Below are 18,250 nucleotides of genomic sequence, written 5' to 3'. Positions count from 1 at the left end.
AAATATAACGATTGAAACTAATAGTACCCTACCACTTATAGTAATACATCATCCCAATTGAAATTTTCTGTCAATATTTGATGATTCTATTGAGGTTATATCTAACATCTATTTCACCCTTAGTAAAGTGGGATTGAACAAAAATCCCCCATAAGCGCAAATAACGCATTTAGGGGGATTTACCTAATTGATCTAACCTAACTAACTTACGTTATATTCATTATCATTCAGTATTATTCTATTTGGATTGTTCTACAAAACTCAGATCCTTCTCTACAGTTATCAGACATGGCTACCGCACAAATGGTGTAGGTGCCGGCAGTTAACTGATATTCGATGAGATTATCTGTAAATGGATTACCATTAGGGGTTACTAATAACTCCCCATTAATGTACCACCTATAACCAGATATGAATGACCATTCTAATTCGCGAACCGAAAATTGGTACCGATCAACACTATTAGGTATGGGATAATAGTCGAATACGGGTGCTGGTGGACATACCTCTCCTACAACTATCGTTTTACAATATTCTACTCCGCTCGGGCAAGAAGGTGTCTCAATCTTCATACATACATAATAAATACCTGCTTTGCCAAATTGATAGCTAAAAGGGTTGTTATGCGCATTTTCTGGTGAGCTACCAACAAAACTTCCTGCAACAAACCAATCAATTTGAGTATTGTCTATATCTGTAAAAGCATTGGGATAGAAAAAATATGATAAGCTATCAGCATCTTGCTCTTCGTTAAAAGAAATATCTGGACATCCCGCAATTGTAATATTTTTACACACTATTTTTTCATCATTACATCCTTCTCGCTCCACTTTCAAGCATATTTCGTAGGTTCCAGGTTCAAATTGATAGGTAAAGGTATAATCATCCCATGCCGCTCCCATAGGTTCAAATTGTAATTGATTATTAACAAACCATTGTAATGTGTCACCTTCATTGATCTCGAAATCAGGAATAAACATTTTTGTAGTTTCATTAATGGGTTCTATAATAAATAATGGTTCAGGACAAGAGACAGTAGTATTTTCTACCAAAACAGTAACACAAGTTTTTTCACTTTGCTCGAGAGTACAATTAGGAGCTTCTATTGCTAAACAAATCTTGTACTCACCTGGACCACCTGGTACTTGTCCACTGTTATCTTGTAAAAAATCGTATTGAAATACAGCGTTGCCGGCATCACCAACTAATGTGTCATTAATGTACCAATAATACAGAACATCTTCTCTTTGAATTTCGGCAATAAACTTATAATTTCCTTCATTTTCTTGTGCCTGTACTTCAAAAGTAGTTATAGGGCATTCAACCTCACTTCCGGCTACAAATTGTTTACAAAAGGAAGTTCCATCAATACATTCTGGTGTAAATATCTTGAGACACACATTGTATGTTTCTCCCGGTTCTAATACTTCATATAGATATTTGCTACCCATCTGTGAATCATTTGGACTCTCTATTTGTTGATTATTAATAAACCATTGAAAAGAAGTAACATTTTCTATTCCTTCAAAATCTGCTAAAAATCCATATCCAATAGATGTCCCCGGTTCGATTTCCATTGTAAAATTAACATCAGGGCAATTTGAATTAGGCTCTTCTACAATTATAGTTTCACAAAAAGAAGCGCCTTCAGGACAATCAGGAGTTTCAGCTCTAATACAAACTTCGTAACTACCAGGTGCAAATAAGCCTACATATTTATGATCCCGATTATCAAGAGCAATCTCAGAATCCACAATACTATCGTTTACAAACCACTCGTAAGGTGTGTTCTCGATTCCTGAAAAATTTGCTTTAAAGCTTACTTCTATCAATGAATCTATTTTACTCGTTTTAGTTTTTACCGTATCATTCTTCACGATTTCAAAGGCCATATCAGGGCAAGATTCGAATATTTCTCCTTCACAAGATGTGAAAAATAGTGCTGTAACGCATGATAACAACAGCCAAATACTAAGTTTTTTCATTATTTCTAATTTAGAGGTTTATTTTTTTCTCAAGCCGGTTGGCTCACTTATGAAACGCGATGAAAAAAAAACACCCTACCCCTCTACTCTAAAAAAATGAATTACTTTCTGACAAGTCCTGAAGTTTTAATACCAAAACCAACAATTAAATAGTCCAATAAAATACACTCAATTCTGTTAAGCAAAAGCTAGAGTTTTTGACAGAATAAAAAAATCATATAGATTTGACGCTGTATTATACATCTAATTTTGGACGAAAAAGATTCTACTTGTAATGAAAAGGTATTTGATCATTTTTTCAGAAGTCATGCTAAACTTTTGAGAAATTACCTATATTACAAGTTTGGAAATCTTGATCAGGCTGAAGATATTGTTCAGGATGCCTTTATCAAATTATGGAAAAATTGCTCAAAAGTACATCTCGATAAAGCCAAAAGTTATGTTTACACTGTTGCTACAAATTTAGGAATTAGTCGTGCACGTCATGAAAAAGTAAAATTTAATTATAAAGATTATATTCTACATCGTAACACTGGCATTACTAATGAATCTCCTGAATTTATTGCGCTAGAAAAAGAATATATGCAAAAGTTAAAACAAGCTATAGCAGAATTACCTGAAAGACAAAGAGAAGTTTTTTTATTGAGCCGAATAGATAAAAAAACATATAAAGAAATAGCAGAAATATCCAATGTTTCTGTCAAAGCTATAGAAAAATTGATGCATAAGGCATTGGCTACGCTTAGGAAGACGATTGGGAATATTTGATTGTAGTCAATGTTCGGGTAGTCCATAGTCGATGGTTGGTGTTTTAATATAGCGCTTATAAAAGAGAAAGAACTACATGGGTTTTAAATTTGAAAAACTAAAAGTATGGCAAAAGTCTATTGACCTTTCTGGTGACATTCATGAGTTAACGATTAGTTTTCCAAAAGAAGAAGTTTATATATTAACTTCTCAAATAAAAAGAACTACAGATTCCATTTCTCTCAATATTGCAGAAGGATCGACAGGACAAACAAATAAAGAATTTAATAGATTTTTAGGCATAGCTCTACGTTCAGCAATTGAAGTTGTAAGTTGCTTATATTTGGCTAAAAGAAGAAACTTAATTGATCACAATCAGTTCAATATTTTCTACAATAAACTAACTGAAATTATTAAAATGATTCAAACATTAAGAAAAACTTTAATTAAGAATTAAATTTAAATAATTAATGTACCATGATCTATTGACTATGAGCTATAGACTATAATACTTGAATCAAAAAAAAATAAACCATAGGTAGGGTAGTTGAACATTAAAACGTTATAATACTATAAGAACTTGATTATGCTAGACGACAAAAAAGACGACATATTCTTATCTAGATGGATCAATGGTGAACTTTCTGAAAAAGAGCTTAATGAATTTCGCTCTCATCCAGAATATACACACTATAAAAAAATTATAACTGGAGTTGATGCCCTGCATCCTAAGCAGTATGATATTGAAAAGGAACTCGCCGATCTTAAATCGAAACGTAATTTTAAGAAATCAAGTTCTACGATTAAATTGTGGCCTTTTGTTGCTGCGGCGGCTTCGATTGTTATAATTTTTGGTCTATTCTTGTTTACGCCTGACATATCTTACCATACAAATTATGGTGAAACACTAACAGTTACACTTCCTGATGGATCAGAAATGACACTTAATGCAAAATCTACTGCTAGTTTTGATGAAAGCAATTGGGATACTCAACGCAATATTACTTTAGAAGGCGAAGCATTTTTTAAGGTGCAAAAAGGCAGTAAATTTACAGTAACTACTGCCAATGGTGAAGTTTCGGTACTTGGAACACAATTTAGTGTACATTCTCAAAAATCTTTGTTTCAGGTTCATTGTTTTGAAGGTAAAGTAAGTGTCGCTAGTCATAAAGAGCATACAATATTAAGTGCAGGAATAGCCTTTAGACGCCTTGATAAAAATTCAGAAAAATGGAAATTCAGCACATCAATCCCTTCTTGGTTAACCAATACAAGTTCATTTAAAAATATCCCTATACAATATGTTTTTGCTGAACTTGAAGAACAGTACAATATTATAATAGTCGATGATAATGTAAAATTAAATAAACATACGTTTACAGGGACATTTCCAAATAATAATCTACAGGTAGCTCTTAGAACCGTTTGCAATACTTTAGGTATCGAATATACCATATCTCAAGATAGAAAAACCGTTGTACTTAAAAAGTAGCCACGGCATGATACGATTTTTGTGTGCTTTTATTTTTTTATTCAATTTATCTGTTTTTTCTCAAAAGAATACAAATACAATCGTGTTAGAAAACACATCGTTGTTTGAGGTTATTCAAATTGTTGAAAAGCAATATGATGTAAAATTCTCTTACATAGATTCATTATTAGACCATCACAAAATATCTATTACTATAGACCCTGAGACATCTATAAAACAACTAGTTAAAGAACTCGAACTGAAAACAAGTCTAAAATTTAATTTTACAGGGAACAATTTTATTAGTATTCGCTCTTTTAATAAAAGCGATAAAATTTTTGTTTGCGGTTATATTCTTGATAAAAACAAAAAGCCACTTAAAGATATACGAATTTTTTTCAAGTCTACTCGCAGTAATACCACTACAGATAAAAATGGTTATTTTGAATATTCTGAAGTTCCTTACAATTCGATTATACTCATAAGCGCTCCCGATTTTAGACAGAAAGTTCTGAATTCGAAATCATTTTTATTTAATAACTGTGCAAAGATGTACCTAATCCCGGCAGAAGAAGAGCTACTGGATGAAGTTTTAATTGAGGAATATTTAGCCAAAGGAATTTCTCAAAATAAAAAAATAATCGATGTAAATTTAAAAGATGTAGAAGTCTTGCCCGGAAGAACAGAACCAGATATTTTGCAAAGTGTACAACTTACCCCAGGAGTAAATAATCCTTATGAAACGGCTTCGGGATTGTTTGTAAGAGGTAGCACACCACATCAAAATTTAGTATTGTGGAACGGTATTAAAACTTACCAACAGGCACATTTTTTCGGAATGTTGTCTTCATTCAATCCTTATGTAGCCAAAAATGTAAATTTTTATAAGAGCGGTGTGAGTGCCAGATATGGTGATAGAATTGCAGGTGTTGTAAATATAACCTCAGAAAACGAAATTGCTGATCGTTTTACTGGTGGTGCCGGTATCAATATGATTAATGCCGATGCAGTAGTACATACTCCTATCATTAAAGATAAAGTTTCGCTTCAGGTATCTGGCAGAAGATCATATACCGATGTATTTGAAACCTTTACCTATAACCAATTATCTGATCGTGTTTTTCAAAATACAAAAATCGTCGATTCTGTGAATTTTAACAACGAAAAAAAAGAATTTTTCTATGCAGACTACAATGCCAATCTTCTAATTCAGCCTTCAGAGTATCAAAAAATAGAAATTAATACGATTTACGGCACTAACGATCTTGATTTTAGACAAAATGATGATAACGAGTCATTTAACGATAATCTTGTTACTAAAAATGAAGGATATAATATAAGGTGGAATAGTATTTTTTCAGACAAAGTCTCTTTACATATGCATTCATATTACACCAAATATATTTTAAATTATCAATTTATAACCAGAGATAATGATGTAAAAACTTCTACAGAACACAAAAAAAATTATGTTCGTGATTATGGGGGAGAATTGCATTTGAAGTATCAAATGTCTTTATACCAAAAACTATCTTTAGGATATCAATATTCTAACAACAATACCCGGTATGCCTTTGTAACTACCACTCCGTCGTATGAGTTGATTTTAGACGAAAATGATAGTTATTTAAATACCCACTCATTTTACAGTGAATATCAATTTGAAGATCCTAAAAATTTCTATATATCTGTAGGACTAAGAATGAATCATTACCAAGAACTGAGTCAATCTTTTGTAGAACCAAGAATTTTTCTTCAGAAACATATAAGTACATATTGGGAAATTAATACTAGTGTTGAATACCGAAGTCAGGCAACAAGTCAAATACAAGAATCTGTAATAAGTGATCTTTCTCTAGAAAATCAGGTATGGACACTTGCAAATAATGATCAATTCCCTATCATTTCGAGCTATCAGTATACGTTTGGAAGTAGTTTTAAAAAAAATAAGTGGTATTTTGATATAGGTGGCTATTTTAAGCAAATAGATGATGTAACCTCTTTAACCGCGGGGTTCATAAATCCTATAAATAACACATACCAAAATGGAGAGAGCAAAATTTATGGTTTTGACGTATTCTTAAAAAAAAGATTTCTTAACTATAAAACATGGATAAGCTACTCATACATTAATACTCGAAACAAATTTAAAAACATTAATAATAATGAATTTTTTCCTGGTAACTGGAATATCGAGCATACAGTAAAATGGTCTCATTTTTACCGCATCAAAAATTTTCAATTCTCCTTAGGCTGGTTTTGGCATACAGGAAAAGCGTTTACCAATGTTACTCAGGTTGATAACGGAAATGAAATCGTACTTCTAGAATATGATGCTATAAACAGTGCTAATTTGCCGATTTATCATAGGCTAGATTTCTCTGCTATATATGATTTTACGATTGGATCTACGTCAAGTATCAAATATCGACTTGGGATTTCTGTGCTTAATCTATACGACAGAAAAAACATTTTAAACAGAGAGTTTAGAACTACAAACTCTTTAAACAATCAATTTATTGATGCTAATATAATTTCACTCGGTATCACACCAAACCTTAGCTTTAGAATTTTCTGGTGACTTCTATTAGAAAAACAACTGAATTTTGAAGTGTTGAAATACAAATTTCTGTTAACTTAAGACGATTTTGTACAAGCCAAAACAAGTCTCATAATTAACGTGCGCTGCTATACTAACTTACACCAATCTATTAGCAAATGAGAAAAGAGACTGTCTGAAAGCTGTGATTCTGCAAGAAACGAAGGATTTTTTTTGATTTAAGTTACTCAAAAACGAATTACCCTTCTGCTCAAAGCAAATCACTTTAACAATTAGCTTTACTTTTTTAACAACCTCCCTTAAAATATTGTGATCTAAACTTTTTTAAAATTGCTCTCTTCCAGAGAAATGAAACGCACCTTCGATAGCAGCATTTTCGTCGCTATCACTTCCATGAACCGCATTTTCACTAATAGAGGTAGCAAATTTTTTACGAATTGTACCTTCTGCAGCTTCCTCTGGGTTTGTAGCCCCTATCAAAGTTCTAAAATCTTCTACGGCATTCTCCTTTTCTAAAATAGCCGCAACAATAGGACCACTCGTCATATAATCGACTAACTCACCGTAAAATGGACGCTCTTTATGAACTGCATAAAATTCTTTGGCATCAGCCGTAGTAAGTTGTGTAAGTTTCATTGCTACAATTCTGAAACCAGACGCTGTAATTTGCTCGAGGATAGCCCCGATATATCCTTTTCTCACCGCATCCGGCTTAAGCATTGTAAAAGTTCTGTTTGTTGCCATTGTCTTTTAATATTTATTTCTTAAAGAAATGTGTGAATTTCTGTATTAATTATTGAACTGATGTAAACTTTTTTCAATTTGTTAAAAAATGCTGTTTTGCAATCTCATCATCCGACACCTTCCTATCGGTCGGTCCTGCCTAAATCAAAAAAGTTTACATCAGTTCATTTAGAAAATTTGTGCAAAATTAGCCATAAAAGGATCAAAAGCAAGAATTATAATAAGAAAGTGTGTCAAATACCGCAATTGAGGTAAAAAAGTCAGTTTTTAGGATATTGCTTACTATATTTTTGAAGTACGATGTTGTTATTCCCTCTCATTTCCATTGTTACTGTATAGCTATCCAAATCAAATTTTAGAAGTCCAAAACTGGGCTGAGCAATGACTTTACCTACTCTATATTTATTTGATTCTCCGTTGTACGATGTATACGCATGGGTTAATCCGCTCGAGGTAAAATCGATTAAAGGGTACTTAAGACCTTTTATTTTGGTGGTAGAAAACTCTGACAGATGCCTATCACCACTCAAAATTATTGCATTTCTTACCGCCTTATCTACTAATAATTTTTTGAGTCTTTTCACTTCGTGCGGAAAATTACCCCAAGTCTCAAAACCATGCTCTGATGATAAAAATTGAATGCTACTTACAATGACAATAAAGTCAGAAAAATTATTTTCTAATTCGTTTTCTAACCATTTCCACTGTGTTTCGCCTAAAACTGTGCTTTTAGGGTCGTTATTATGATTATATCGTCTGCCCTTTACTTCATTTTTTATTAAAGGAGACCTAAAATATCGAGTATCTAATACAATTACTTTGATAGTACCTTTTTCAATCTCAAAAATTCTAGACGTGTATATTCCTTCTTGTTGTCTCCTTGAATCACTTTTGCCTATTCCAATAAAGTCTAAAAATAATTGCTGACTCTCCTGTTTCATTTCCCATTCTTCTCCGGCATCATTTTTACCATAATCGTGATCGTCCCAAGTAGCCATCACCGTAGTACTATTTTTTAATTTTTCATACCCCTTATTATTTTGTTGCAACGTGTAATATTGGCTCATTTTTGACATATCGTTTGTATCTGCATAAATATTATCTCCTCCCCAAATAAACAGATCCGGATTATTTTTTACTATTTCTTCCCAAAAAGGTTGAGGATGATCTTGTCTATTACAACTACCAAAGGCAATAACGAAGTCACTATCGCGTCTTGTTTCTGGCATTTGACCATAGTTAAAGTAGGATAGAAAAATGAGCACAAAAACTATTTTATTGGCACCGGCAAAGGGTATAATCCCCCTAGGCTTGCCTCGAAATTGAAAAATTGTTTTCAACGAATGCCTCGTGGGCTTGTCCCGAGGTAGTTTACTTCTTTGCATGTTTGTAGCGTTAAAGCTTTAAAAATACAGTTTATTATATTATCAAAATATTAAATCCTTATTAACGATTGTTGCTTCTTGTTTTGGGACTAGATTGGCTTTTTGTATATTCGCTCCCTTATGAATATCAAAGAAATTAAAGAACTTTTAAGTGCTCCCAGGCAAATTGTGATCACCACACACAAGAACCCAGATGGAGATGCTATAGGGTCTTCTTTAGCATTATATCATTATCTAGTTGCACTTGGTCATGATGCTGTAGTGGTAACGCCAAACGAATATCCAGACTTTTTGAAATGGATACCAGGAGAAGATTTGGTATTAAAATACAATACCGATCATAAAAATGCGATAGCTGCGATAGATAAGGCTGAGTTAATTTTTACACTCGATTTTAATCATCTATCACGTAGTGGGGATATGGAAGATAAATTGAATAAAGCTAATGCAACATTTATCATGATAGATCATCATCAACAACCCGATGACTATGCCAAATATACCTATAGTGACGTTGGTATGAGTTCGACTTGTCAAATGGTGTATCATTTTATCGAACAGTTAAACCATTTACAAAAAGTCACCCCACAAATTGCAACCTGTATTTATGTGGGGATCATGACAGATACAGGGTCGTTTAGGTTTCGATCGACCACTAGTAAAACGCATCAGGTTCTTGCCCATCTTATTGATCTGGGCGCCGATAATACGAAAATCCATGAGAATGTATACGATACAAATACATTATCAAGGCTTCAGTTAAAAGGTGTTGCTCTTAACAACTTAAAGGTGCTTCCTGAATATCATACTGCGTATATTACTATGTCGCAAAAAGAATTGGATCACTATAAATTTAAGAAAGGCGATACAGAAGGTTTTGTAAATATAGGACTATCTATTCAGGGGATAAAGTTTGCTGCAATCTTCATTGAAAATAAGAAAGAAAAAATTATTAAAATATCATTACGGTCAAAAGGTGACTTCTCTGTTAATGAGTTTTCCAGAAATCATTTTGAAGGTGGAGGACATCACAATGCAGCCGGCGGAAGAAGTAATCTTTCATTACCCGATACTGTTGATAAATTTATTAGTATCTTACCTTCGTATAAAAAGCTCTTAAATCAATGAGAATATTTCTTGCTATATGCTGTTCATTACTGTTATCGATATCTTGCAAAACTCCTGAAGCAAGAAGACCTGTGGGTGTAAAATCCGGATCTTTTATTGATGAATCAATTCATAGAAATAAGCAACTTGCTGCAAAAGAGGAAGCTAGAATTCAAAAAATTATAGAACAAGATTCCACAAATTCGTATATAACTTCCAAAGGGGGATTTTGGTATTTCTACAACGTGCAAGACACACTGGCTACAAGAACACCAAAATTTGGTGATATTGTGACGTTTAATTATACCGTGCAAGATCTGAACAATAACGTAATTTACACCAAAAAAGAATTAGATACTGTTACCTATTATATTGATAAGGAAGAACTGTTCCTAGGACTCAGAGAAGGATTAAAATTGATGAAGGCCGGAGAGACCGTAACTTTTTTATTTCCATCGTATCAAGCTTATGGATATTATGGAGATGATCATAAGATTGGAACAAATATTCCGTTAAAAACAAAAGTAACACTTAATACCATTACAAAAGAATCAACAACAGAAAATTAATTAATAGTACAAATGAAAAAACTAAATCTTTTATTCTTAGCCTTTATCACACTTGTAATCGCTAGCTGTAACGAAAAATATCCTGAGCTTGAAGACGGTATGTATGCCGAAATTAAAACGAACAAAGGAGTCGCTATAGCAGAACTATTTTATAAAGAAACACCAATGACGGTAGCTAACTTTGTTTCTCTTGCTGAAGGCACAAATACGATGGTCGATAGTTCATATCTAGGAAAAAAATACTACGACGGTATTATCTTTCATAGGGTGATCAAAGATTTTATGATTCAAACCGGAGACCCTATGGGAACAGGTACAGGTGACCCTGGGTACAAATTCCCAGATGAGATTGTAGACTCCTTAACGCATAAATCAAAAGGAATTCTTTCTATGGCCAACTCTGGACCAGGAACTAATGGTAGTCAGTTTTTTATTACACTGAAAGAAACGCCTTGGTTAGATGGAAAACATACTGTTTTTGGAGAAATCGTTAAAGGTCAAGATGTTATTGATAGTATAGGTACTACAAAAACAGGAGAACGCGATAAGCCAGAAAGCGAAATTAAAATGACAGAGGTAAATATTATTCGTAAAGGATCTGATGCCAAATCTTTTGATACCGAAAAAGAATTCACAGAAAAACTTAAAATTGTAGAAGCCGAAAAAGCCGAAAAAGAACGTTTGGCTAAAGAGAGAAATGAAAAAATAGCTGCTAAATATGCTGAGTTGAAAGAAAAAGCGACCAAGCTAGATAGCGGACTTCAGATTCATTTTATCACAAAAGGTAACGGTGAAAAACTTAAAGTAGGAGATAATATTCTAATAAATTATGAAGGCTACCTGGGAGATGGTACGATGTTCGATACGAGTTATGAAGACAAAGCGAAAGCGTTTGATATTCTAAATCCTAGAAGACCTTACGCGCCAATTCCTATGCCTTACTCACCTGATGCTCAAATGATCCCTGGTTTTAGAGAAGGAGTTTTGGAAATGAAAAATGTGGGTGACAGAGCTATTTTATTTATTCCTTCTCATTTAGGGTATGGTGAGCGAGGCGCAGGACCAATTTCTCCCAATTCAGATCTAATTTTTGAATTAGAAATAATGGATATCCAAGGTGCTACTAGTGCTACTAGTGATTCTCAATGACATTCAAAAGATGATGGTCACAGTCACTAGAAATATATAAACTATCTTACAGAAAGCATCTCCATCCAGAGATGCTTTTTTTTGATTCATTAGTCACATTCAGAAAATATAAATAAGCAGATTGGACTATCTTGATTTTGGTATTATACCAAATCTGCTATAAAATGACATAAAAGATGCGAAGTTGCTTTTCTCTCCTTCGAAGCCGTAAAATTATTGCATAGCCATAGCTACAGAATTATTTTTCAATGAAGTAGCAGGGAAAATAAACAAGAAAATTTGTATTATTTTATAGTAGATATGGTATTATTTTTTCGGGATTTCTTTTAAAATCTCTTTTACAAACTTCCAGTACTTTTGAACCGAAGAGATACTTGCCCGTTCATCTGGCGAATGGGCACCCAAAATGGTAGGTCCAAAAGAAATCATATCCATATCGGGATAATGCTGTCCTAAAATTCCGCATTCCAGGCCGGCGTGGCAAGCTGCAATATGTGCTTTTTGTCCGTTCAATTTTTGATATATGCGATCGAGCACCTTTAAAATTGGAGAACTCATATTAGGAGCCCAACCCGGATATTCACCGCTAGTTGTCACTTCACAGCCAATAAGTTCGAATGTAGCGCGTAGTTGATTCACCATATCTTGTTTCGATGACGCTACGCTACTTCGAGTAAGGCATGCTACGACTACTTCGCCGTCACTGATAGTTACTTTGGCGATATTGTTTGAAGTTTCTACCAAATCAGGAATAGATGCACTCATAGTGTATACTCCATTGTGTGCAGCATACAAGGCTTTTATAACTTGCTCCTGTACATCTGCCTCCATCACCACATCTGGAAGTTCTGTAGATTGGAGTTCTATGCTTAGATCGGGTTCCACTATAGAAAATTCGGTCTTAATAGTTGTAAACAAGGTTCTCATTTCTTCGGAAAATGCTTCAGAACGATTACTGTCTACCACAACAGTTGCAAAGCTCTCCCGTGGAATAGCATTTCTTAGACTTCCTCCTTTTAAATGATGTATTCGAAGACCAAATTTTTCATAACCTCCAAACAACAAGCGATTCATTAATTTATTTGCATTTCCTAGTCCCTTGTGAATATCCATTCCCGAATGTCCACCATTTAGTCCTGTAACCGAGATAGTATATGCCGTTTTACCTTCACGAACGCTTTCTGATTGATAAGAACATTTAGCAGTAACATCTATGCCTCCTGCACATCCAACTCCTATTTCATCATCTTCTTCAGTATCAAGATTTAACAATATCTCTCCTTGTAACCATCCTTTTTCTAACCCCATAGCACCTGTCATGCCGGTTTCTTCGTCGATGGTAAAAAGTGCTTCTATAGCGGGGTGTACAATATCATCTGACTCCAAAATTGCCATTATGGTGGCTACTCCTAACCCATTATCGGCTCCCAAAGTAGTTCCTTTGGCTTTTACCCAATCTCCATCCACAAACATAGCGATCCCTTGAGAGTCAAAGTCAAAATTGGTATTTGCATTCTTTTGATGAACCATGTCTAAATGTGATTGCATAACAATAGTTTTACGATCTGTCATTCCTGGAGTTGCTGGCTTTTTAATCAATACATTACCCACCTTGTCGATTTGAGTTTGAAGGCCTAATGAATTTCCAAAATCTGTTATAAATTTAATGACCCGCTCTTCTTTTTTCGAAGGTCTGGGAACTGCATTAAGGTCTGCAAATTTATTCCAAAGTGTTTTTGGCGAGAGATTACGTATTTCTGAGTTCATAGTAAGCGTCATAATTTTTGCAAAGGTACTATATTAAGATAATCTTAAATCAAATAAACCATTAAAGTTGTAGTTTTATCTATCAGAAATAATACCTTTTTAATGCGTCAAAATACAAAACTAATGCTTGCGCTACTATTACCTATACAGGTAGTATTAGTTAAAATCCTGTCCCTATTCCCAGAATTTATAGAATCTTTTTATAGCAATGGTATGTATGTCTACATATCAAAAGCACTACGTTTTGTTTTTGGATGGATTCCATTTTCTTTTGGTGACGTTATGTATTTCGTGCTTATCATCATGTTTGTTCGATTTGTATTGAAAAAAGTAATCAAAAAAGAGACCTCATGGAAAGACATAATGTTGGATATTGTAGCAACCTTATCGGTTATTTATGCCTGTTTTCACTTGCTTTGGGGTATAAATTATTATAGGCTCCCTATGCACGAAATTTTAAATGTAGATGATGAGTACACTGAAGAAGAACTGATTTGCATTACTGAAGTGTTAATTAGCGAGGCCAATCATTTACATGCCCGATTAGAAATAAATGATTCTTTACCTGTTCGTATTCCATACTCAAAACGAGAAGTATTTTCTAAAACTATACCTGCCTATGATCATCTAGATAGCATTCTTCCTACATTAAAATACAATCCTAAAAGTATAAAAACTTCTCTATTTAGTATTCCGCTTACATACATGGGTTTTAGTGGATATCTGAATCCTATCACTAATGAAGCTCAGGTAAATGACTTGATCTTAAATTACAAGGCTCCATCTACTAGTTGTCACGAAATAGCACATCAACTAGGTTTTGCTAAAGAAAATGAAGCCAATTTTCTTGCAGCGCTAACTACCATTCACTTCGATGATATCTACTTCAATTACAGTGGTGTGACTTTTGCTTTAAAATTTTGTCTAAATGATCTTTATCTTCGTAATCAAGAAAAAGCCATATGTGCTATAGAAGAACTTCGACCGGGAATACGAAAAAATTATTATGAGGTAAATGAATTTTGGAAATCTTACAAGAACCCTTTAGAACCAGTTTTTAAAAGTACATATGATAGTTACTTAAAAGCTAATAACCAACCTGACGGAATGGAAACTTATAGCTATGTTGTAGCACTTATTGTTAATTATTATAAGAGTAAAAATTATAAAGTGTTATAATAATTAATAATTTTAACTACATCTTTTTCTTTTTTAAAGTTTAGCTTTTTTTCTGAAGCAAACTCTTCTAGTTTATCCTTTTTATCTTTCAGTACGTTAACAATATCTTTCTTTTTTAATTTGATCTTGCTGAGTTTTCCGTCTTTGGTTCTAATGTAATATTCATAATCGTTGACAAATGCAGTTGGTGTAGATTGTCCATAGGTTGATGCTGCCTCTTCTCCCTCTCTAATCTTCTTCTTTGCTTTTAGTAGTAAAGAGGTTTTCTTATCCTTATTAAAAACCAGAAAATATCCCTCGTTTTCTAAGAATTCATATTGATAATTATCCAACACTACTTTAATAGTATTTTTTTTCAATAAAGCATAAGAATCGTTGTCTGATTTTACCTCAATTTCATCATTAAATGCATTGAATTTCACCACAGATCTATGCAACATTTTATCGTTATCATAAATAGCAGCTATTTTATAATCTTCCTCATAATACTTACTCCCCTTAATTTTATTTTCATTCACCTTTTTAGAAATAGGGCGAACAAAACCAGTAAGCATTATAAATTGGTCGTTATCATTAAGTCCTATGTTTTGAGCTCTGTTAATCTCATCATCTTCAGTAGTTTGACTATGACTTGTAGCGCTAATTAAAAATGATAAAAGAAAAAAGAATTTGATGTACGTATTAAAACTCATTTGTATATTAATTTTGATAAGTTCAATGTTATAAAACTTATCCATAACAAATTGTTAAAAAAATACTAATTAACAGTTAACCCTAGTGCATTAATAGAGAAGATATTATAGCGGTATAACCGTTTATGAACATCCGTAATCCATCATATCGCACTGTCTCCTCGAACGCAGTCAAGAGGTTAGTAAACCCAACGAGCTCTAAACCCGCTTTATGCATTAGAAAATCTATTACGGCTTTAAACTGCTGCAAAACCAAGCACTACGTTATATTTTTAAGTGTCACCGTAGCGGTGCTATGCTGAAACTTAGAAAACACTTGGTTTTATGGCATTTTCAACCCTCATAACGAAATTCTAATGCATAAACCGGGCTAAATCAGGTCTCGACTGCGACCAGACATTAAAGTTAATTTTATGATGTATAGCGGATATTCAATTACCGTTTAAACTCTTTTATATCCTCGAGAGCACTAACAAGTAAATTTACATGATTTAAAGTACAGCTTTCTCCCATAATTCCAATTCGCCAGATTTTACCAGCAAAGGCGCCTAACCCACCGCCTACTTCAATATTATAATCTTTTAACAACTTATTTCGTATCAAAGCTTCATCATTTTCCTCTGGTAAAAACACCGAATTCAAGTTTGGTAATCTATATTGCTCATCTACTAAATAGGTAAAACCTAAGTTTTCTAATTTCTCTTTTAAAACTTGATGTACATCTTGATGTCGTTTCCATCGATTTTCTAAACCTTCTTCCAGAACGATTCGCAATGATTCTCGTAACGCAAAGACTGAAGATACGGGTGCAGTATGATGGTATGCACGTTTTGCACCTCCCCAATAATTTTTAACTAAGGTAAGATCCAGGAACCAACTTTGTACTTTTGTTTTTCTGTTTTCTAACGCTTTAACTGCCCTATCAGAAAAACTTACTGGTGACAGACCCGGGGGTGCACTTAAACACTTTTGCGTTCCTGTATATATCGCATCTATTCCCCATTCATCTACTTTTAGTGGTACTCCGCAGTATGATGTAACCGCATCCACCATGAACAAACCACCGGCATTATGTATCATATTGCTAATATCTTCTAAAGGCTGTAGCGCTCCTGTAGAAGTCTCTGCATGTACCAAAGCCAACATCTTAGGTTTAGGGCAATGATCTAAGGCTTTTTTAACATCTTCTGTAGTAACTACAGCACCCCATTTCTTTTCTATTTTATGTACAATAGCACCACATCTTTCGGCAATGTCGACCATTCTCCCTCCAAAAACACCGTTAATACAAATAATTACCTCATCACCAGGCTCTATCAAATTTACCAAACATGTTTCCATTCCGGCGCTTCCCGGTGCCGAAACCACAAAAGTCAAATGATTTTTGGTCAGAAATGTTTGCTGAACCATCATTTTCACCTCATCCATAATCGTCACAAACTCTGGATCGAGATGACCTATCAGGGGTGTCGCCATGGCTTTTAGTACTCTTGGATGAGCATCAGAAGGTCCAGGACCCATTAAAATTCTATTGCTCGTTTTGAGTTCATTGTACATATTGAAAGTTATTTTTCGACTATAGCTAAATTTAAATATTGAATAACAAACGGATTACTCCTTACACCAATACTTCAAGTTTTTTGTTTTTTCTTTTTCGCTGCCGGAAAGAGAACATTATTAAGAATCAAACGGTACCCGGGAGAATTAGGGTGCAACTCCAATTCGGTTTTAGGGTCTCCAACTCTATGGGTATAATCTTCAGGATCGTGCCCTCCATAAAACGTAAAGAAACCCTTACCTTTAATTCCGTGAATATATCGAGCCTCTCCATTCGTTTTATTTTCGCCCAGGATAAGAATATTAGATTTAATTTCATTAGGATTGTATGCCGTTGTCTGCCCCATGAATCCTTTGACCAAAGCAGTATGATTTTGACAGAGCATCGTGGGAACAGGATCCCATTTTGCAGAAAAATCCATTAACGTAAAATAATCCGTTGTTTTAGGAATGCGTCGTGTTCGCGTCATATCTATGGATGAAAACTCATACACGTTAGGACTACGCTCTAAGGTAAAGTTTTTAAACGCAAACGTCTTGTTATAATCTATTTTAGATTGATATCCTGGCTCGCTGGGATCACCATCAAACATAGGTTCGCAAATATCTACACCCTCTGCAGAAAGAGCAATCTCAAAACTATCGGTAGCACTACACATGGCAAACATAAATCCACCACCCACTACATAATCCCTTATTTTTAAGGCTACAGCCAGTTTTTGCTGAGATACTTTAGAATAACCAAGATCGGTGGCTTGTTTTTCTGCAGCGGCTTTTTCTCGAATATACCAGGGAGCAGCACGATATGAAGCATAAAACTTACCATACTGCCCTGTAAAATCCTCATGATGTAGGTGCAACCAGTCATATAAAATAAGATTATCTTCTAATACCTCTTTATCATATACAGTTTCATAAGGAATTTCAGCAAAGGTCAATACCATAGTCACTGCATCATCCCAAGGCTGATTCCCTTTGGGAGAATATACCGCTATTTTGGGAGCTTTTTCAAGAATTACAGCTTCCATATTTTGAGAAGGACTACTAATTTCTCCTAAAATCTGGGCAGTTTTTGCATCACTAATGGTTTCATATGTGACTCCGCGAATGGTGCACTCATTACGAATATTTTCGGTATCTGGTAATAGAAATGATCCTCCTCTATAATTCAATAACCACTTCACTTTAAGATCGTTACTCAACGTCCAATAGGTAATACCGTATGCTTTTAAATGATTTTGTTGTTCTTCTGCATCCATCGGAATCAGAATATAAGATGCATAAGATGGGATCATACTTCCGACAAGGAAAATACTACATACCAAAAATTTAAACCGG

Annotated in this window: 15 protein-coding genes; 8 read left to right on the top strand and 7 right to left on the bottom strand. The window is 34.0% G+C overall.

All coding sequences use genetic code 11. From position 1 onward, the window contains the following. Positions 1 to 233 precede the first annotated feature (233 nt). Positions 234 to 1,985, bottom strand: a complete 1,752-nt coding sequence (locus tag J8281_RS09125) for a hypothetical protein (RefSeq protein ID WP_210197300.1) — start codon at positions 1,983 to 1,985, stop codon at positions 234 to 236. A gap of 249 nt (positions 1,986 to 2,234) precedes the next feature. On the opposite strand from J8281_RS09125, the gene J8281_RS09120 reads away from it, so the two are divergent. The 4 genes from J8281_RS09120 (at position 2,235) to J8281_RS09105 (ending at position 6,784) form a co-directional block, all read left to right on the top strand. After that, on the top strand, positions 2,235 to 2,753 hold the full coding sequence (locus tag J8281_RS09120) for an RNA polymerase sigma factor (RefSeq protein ID WP_256437882.1): 519 nt from the start codon (positions 2,235 to 2,237) through the stop codon (positions 2,751 to 2,753). A 76-nt stretch (positions 2,754 to 2,829) separates the two neighbouring features. Beyond that, the gene (locus tag J8281_RS09115; protein WP_210197299.1) at positions 2,830 to 3,189 is read left to right on the top strand and encodes a four helix bundle protein; all 360 of its coding nucleotides are present in this window, start codon (positions 2,830 to 2,832) and stop codon (positions 3,187 to 3,189) included. 129 nt (positions 3,190 to 3,318) lie between these two features. Continuing rightward, positions 3,319 to 4,224 (top strand): FecR family protein, encoded by a 906-nt coding sequence (locus J8281_RS09110; RefSeq protein ID WP_210197298.1) that lies wholly within the window; start codon positions 3,319 to 3,321, stop codon positions 4,222 to 4,224. A gap of 7 nt (positions 4,225 to 4,231) precedes the next feature. Continuing rightward, positions 4,232 to 6,784: a TonB-dependent receptor plug domain-containing protein gene (locus J8281_RS09105; RefSeq protein WP_210197297.1), complete on the top strand. Its 2,553-nt coding sequence runs from the start codon at positions 4,232 to 4,234 to the stop codon at positions 6,782 to 6,784. A gap of 303 nt (positions 6,785 to 7,087) precedes the next feature. Here J8281_RS09105 and J8281_RS09100 read toward each other — a convergent pair whose 3' ends face one another. Together J8281_RS09100 and J8281_RS09095 are read right to left on the bottom strand one after the other, a co-directional pair. Further along, positions 7,088 to 7,507: a nucleoside-diphosphate kinase gene (locus tag J8281_RS09100; RefSeq protein WP_210197296.1), complete on the bottom strand. Its 420-nt coding sequence runs from the start codon at positions 7,505 to 7,507 to the stop codon at positions 7,088 to 7,090. Between the two features lie 260 nt (positions 7,508 to 7,767). Then, complete coding sequence (locus tag J8281_RS09095; RefSeq protein WP_246849049.1) at positions 7,768 to 8,892, bottom strand: alkaline phosphatase D family protein; 1,125 nt, start codon at positions 8,890 to 8,892, stop codon at positions 7,768 to 7,770. Positions 8,893 to 9,012: 120 nt separating this feature from the next. On the opposite strand from J8281_RS09095, the gene J8281_RS09090 reads away from it, so the two are divergent. From J8281_RS09090 to J8281_RS09080, 3 genes are read left to right on the top strand one after another with little or no spacing between them, the layout of a single operon-like run. Continuing rightward, positions 9,013 to 10,020: a bifunctional oligoribonuclease/PAP phosphatase NrnA gene (locus J8281_RS09090; RefSeq protein WP_210197295.1), complete on the top strand. Its 1,008-nt coding sequence runs from the start codon at positions 9,013 to 9,015 to the stop codon at positions 10,018 to 10,020. Further along, complete coding sequence (gene gldI / locus J8281_RS09085; RefSeq protein WP_210197294.1) at positions 10,017 to 10,568, top strand: gliding motility-associated peptidyl-prolyl isomerase GldI; 552 nt, start codon at positions 10,017 to 10,019, stop codon at positions 10,566 to 10,568. The genes J8281_RS09090 and gldI overlap by 4 nt, the downstream gene beginning before the upstream one ends. Before the next feature lie 12 nt (positions 10,569 to 10,580). Then, complete coding sequence (locus tag J8281_RS09080; RefSeq protein WP_210197293.1) at positions 10,581 to 11,717, top strand: peptidylprolyl isomerase; 1,137 nt, start codon at positions 10,581 to 10,583, stop codon at positions 11,715 to 11,717. 306 nt (positions 11,718 to 12,023) lie between these two features. Here the strand turns inward: J8281_RS09080 and J8281_RS09075 are convergent, their stop codons facing one another. Then, complete coding sequence (locus tag J8281_RS09075) at positions 12,024 to 13,484, bottom strand: aminoacyl-histidine dipeptidase (RefSeq protein WP_210197292.1); 1,461 nt, start codon at positions 13,482 to 13,484, stop codon at positions 12,024 to 12,026. A 123-nt stretch (positions 13,485 to 13,607) separates the two neighbouring features. Between J8281_RS09075 and J8281_RS09070 the strand changes: the two genes are divergently transcribed. Beyond that, the gene (locus tag J8281_RS09070; RefSeq protein ID WP_246849048.1) at positions 13,608 to 14,663 is read left to right on the top strand and encodes a DUF3810 domain-containing protein; all 1,056 of its coding nucleotides are present in this window, start codon (positions 13,608 to 13,610) and stop codon (positions 14,661 to 14,663) included. Here the strand turns inward: J8281_RS09070 and J8281_RS09065 are convergent. From J8281_RS09065 to J8281_RS09055, 3 genes are all read right to left on the bottom strand, one after another. Next, positions 14,648 to 15,400: a hypothetical protein gene (locus tag J8281_RS09065; RefSeq protein ID WP_210197290.1), complete on the bottom strand. Its 753-nt coding sequence runs from the start codon at positions 15,398 to 15,400 to the stop codon at positions 14,648 to 14,650. The genes J8281_RS09070 and J8281_RS09065 overlap by 16 nt on opposite strands. A gap of 390 nt (positions 15,401 to 15,790) precedes the next feature. Further along, a complete protein-coding gene (locus J8281_RS09060) occupies positions 15,791 to 16,912 on the bottom strand; it encodes an alanine--glyoxylate aminotransferase family protein (RefSeq protein WP_210197289.1) in 1,122 nt (373 codons plus the stop codon). Between the two features lie 74 nt (positions 16,913 to 16,986). After that, complete coding sequence (locus J8281_RS09055; protein WP_210197365.1) at positions 16,987 to 18,171, bottom strand: asparagine synthetase B; 1,185 nt, start codon at positions 18,169 to 18,171, stop codon at positions 16,987 to 16,989. Positions 18,172 to 18,250 lie beyond the last annotated feature (79 nt).

Origin of the sequence: Aquimarina sp. U1-2, assembly GCF_017897595.1 — a bacterium.
Lineage (GTDB): Bacteria > Bacteroidota > Bacteroidia > Flavobacteriales > Flavobacteriaceae > Aquimarina.
The sequence above is the reverse complement of the archived record's forward strand: the minus strand, read 5'-3'. Positions and strand labels throughout refer to the sequence as shown.

Excerpts from the sequence above, each read along its gene's own strand:
- J8281_RS09095 (WP_246849049.1), bottom strand. The coding sequence starts at position 8,892 with ATGCAAAGAAGTAAACTACCTCGGGACAAGCCCACGAGGCATTCGTTG.
- J8281_RS09110 (WP_210197298.1), top strand. The coding sequence starts at position 3,319 with ATGCTAGACGACAAAAAAGACGACATATTCTTATCTAGATGGATCAAT.
- J8281_RS09065 (WP_210197290.1), bottom strand. The coding sequence starts at position 15,400 with ATGGATAAGTTTTATAACATTGAACTTATCAAAATTAATATACAAATG.
- J8281_RS09070 (WP_246849048.1), top strand. The coding sequence starts at position 13,608 with ATGCTTGCGCTACTATTACCTATACAGGTAGTATTAGTTAAAATCCTG.
- J8281_RS09080 (WP_210197293.1), top strand. The coding sequence starts at position 10,581 with ATGAAAAAACTAAATCTTTTATTCTTAGCCTTTATCACACTTGTAATC.
- J8281_RS09075 (WP_210197292.1), bottom strand. The coding sequence starts at position 13,484 with ATGAACTCAGAAATACGTAATCTCTCGCCAAAAACACTTTGGAATAAA.
- gldI (WP_210197294.1), top strand. The coding sequence starts at position 10,017 with ATGAGAATATTTCTTGCTATATGCTGTTCATTACTGTTATCGATATCT.
- J8281_RS09060 (WP_210197289.1), bottom strand. The coding sequence starts at position 16,912 with ATGTACAATGAACTCAAAACGAGCAATAGAATTTTAATGGGTCCTGGA.
- J8281_RS09115 (WP_210197299.1), top strand. The coding sequence starts at position 2,830 with ATGGGTTTTAAATTTGAAAAACTAAAAGTATGGCAAAAGTCTATTGAC.
- J8281_RS09125 (WP_210197300.1), bottom strand. The coding sequence starts at position 1,985 with ATGAAAAAACTTAGTATTTGGCTGTTGTTATCATGCGTTACAGCACTA.
- J8281_RS09105 (WP_210197297.1), top strand. The coding sequence starts at position 4,232 with ATGATACGATTTTTGTGTGCTTTTATTTTTTTATTCAATTTATCTGTT.
- J8281_RS09055 (WP_210197365.1), bottom strand. The coding sequence starts at position 18,171 with ATGGATGCAGAAGAACAACAAAATCATTTAAAAGCATACGGTATTACC.
- J8281_RS09090 (WP_210197295.1), top strand. The coding sequence starts at position 9,013 with ATGAATATCAAAGAAATTAAAGAACTTTTAAGTGCTCCCAGGCAAATT.
- J8281_RS09100 (WP_210197296.1), bottom strand. The coding sequence starts at position 7,507 with ATGGCAACAAACAGAACTTTTACAATGCTTAAGCCGGATGCGGTGAGA.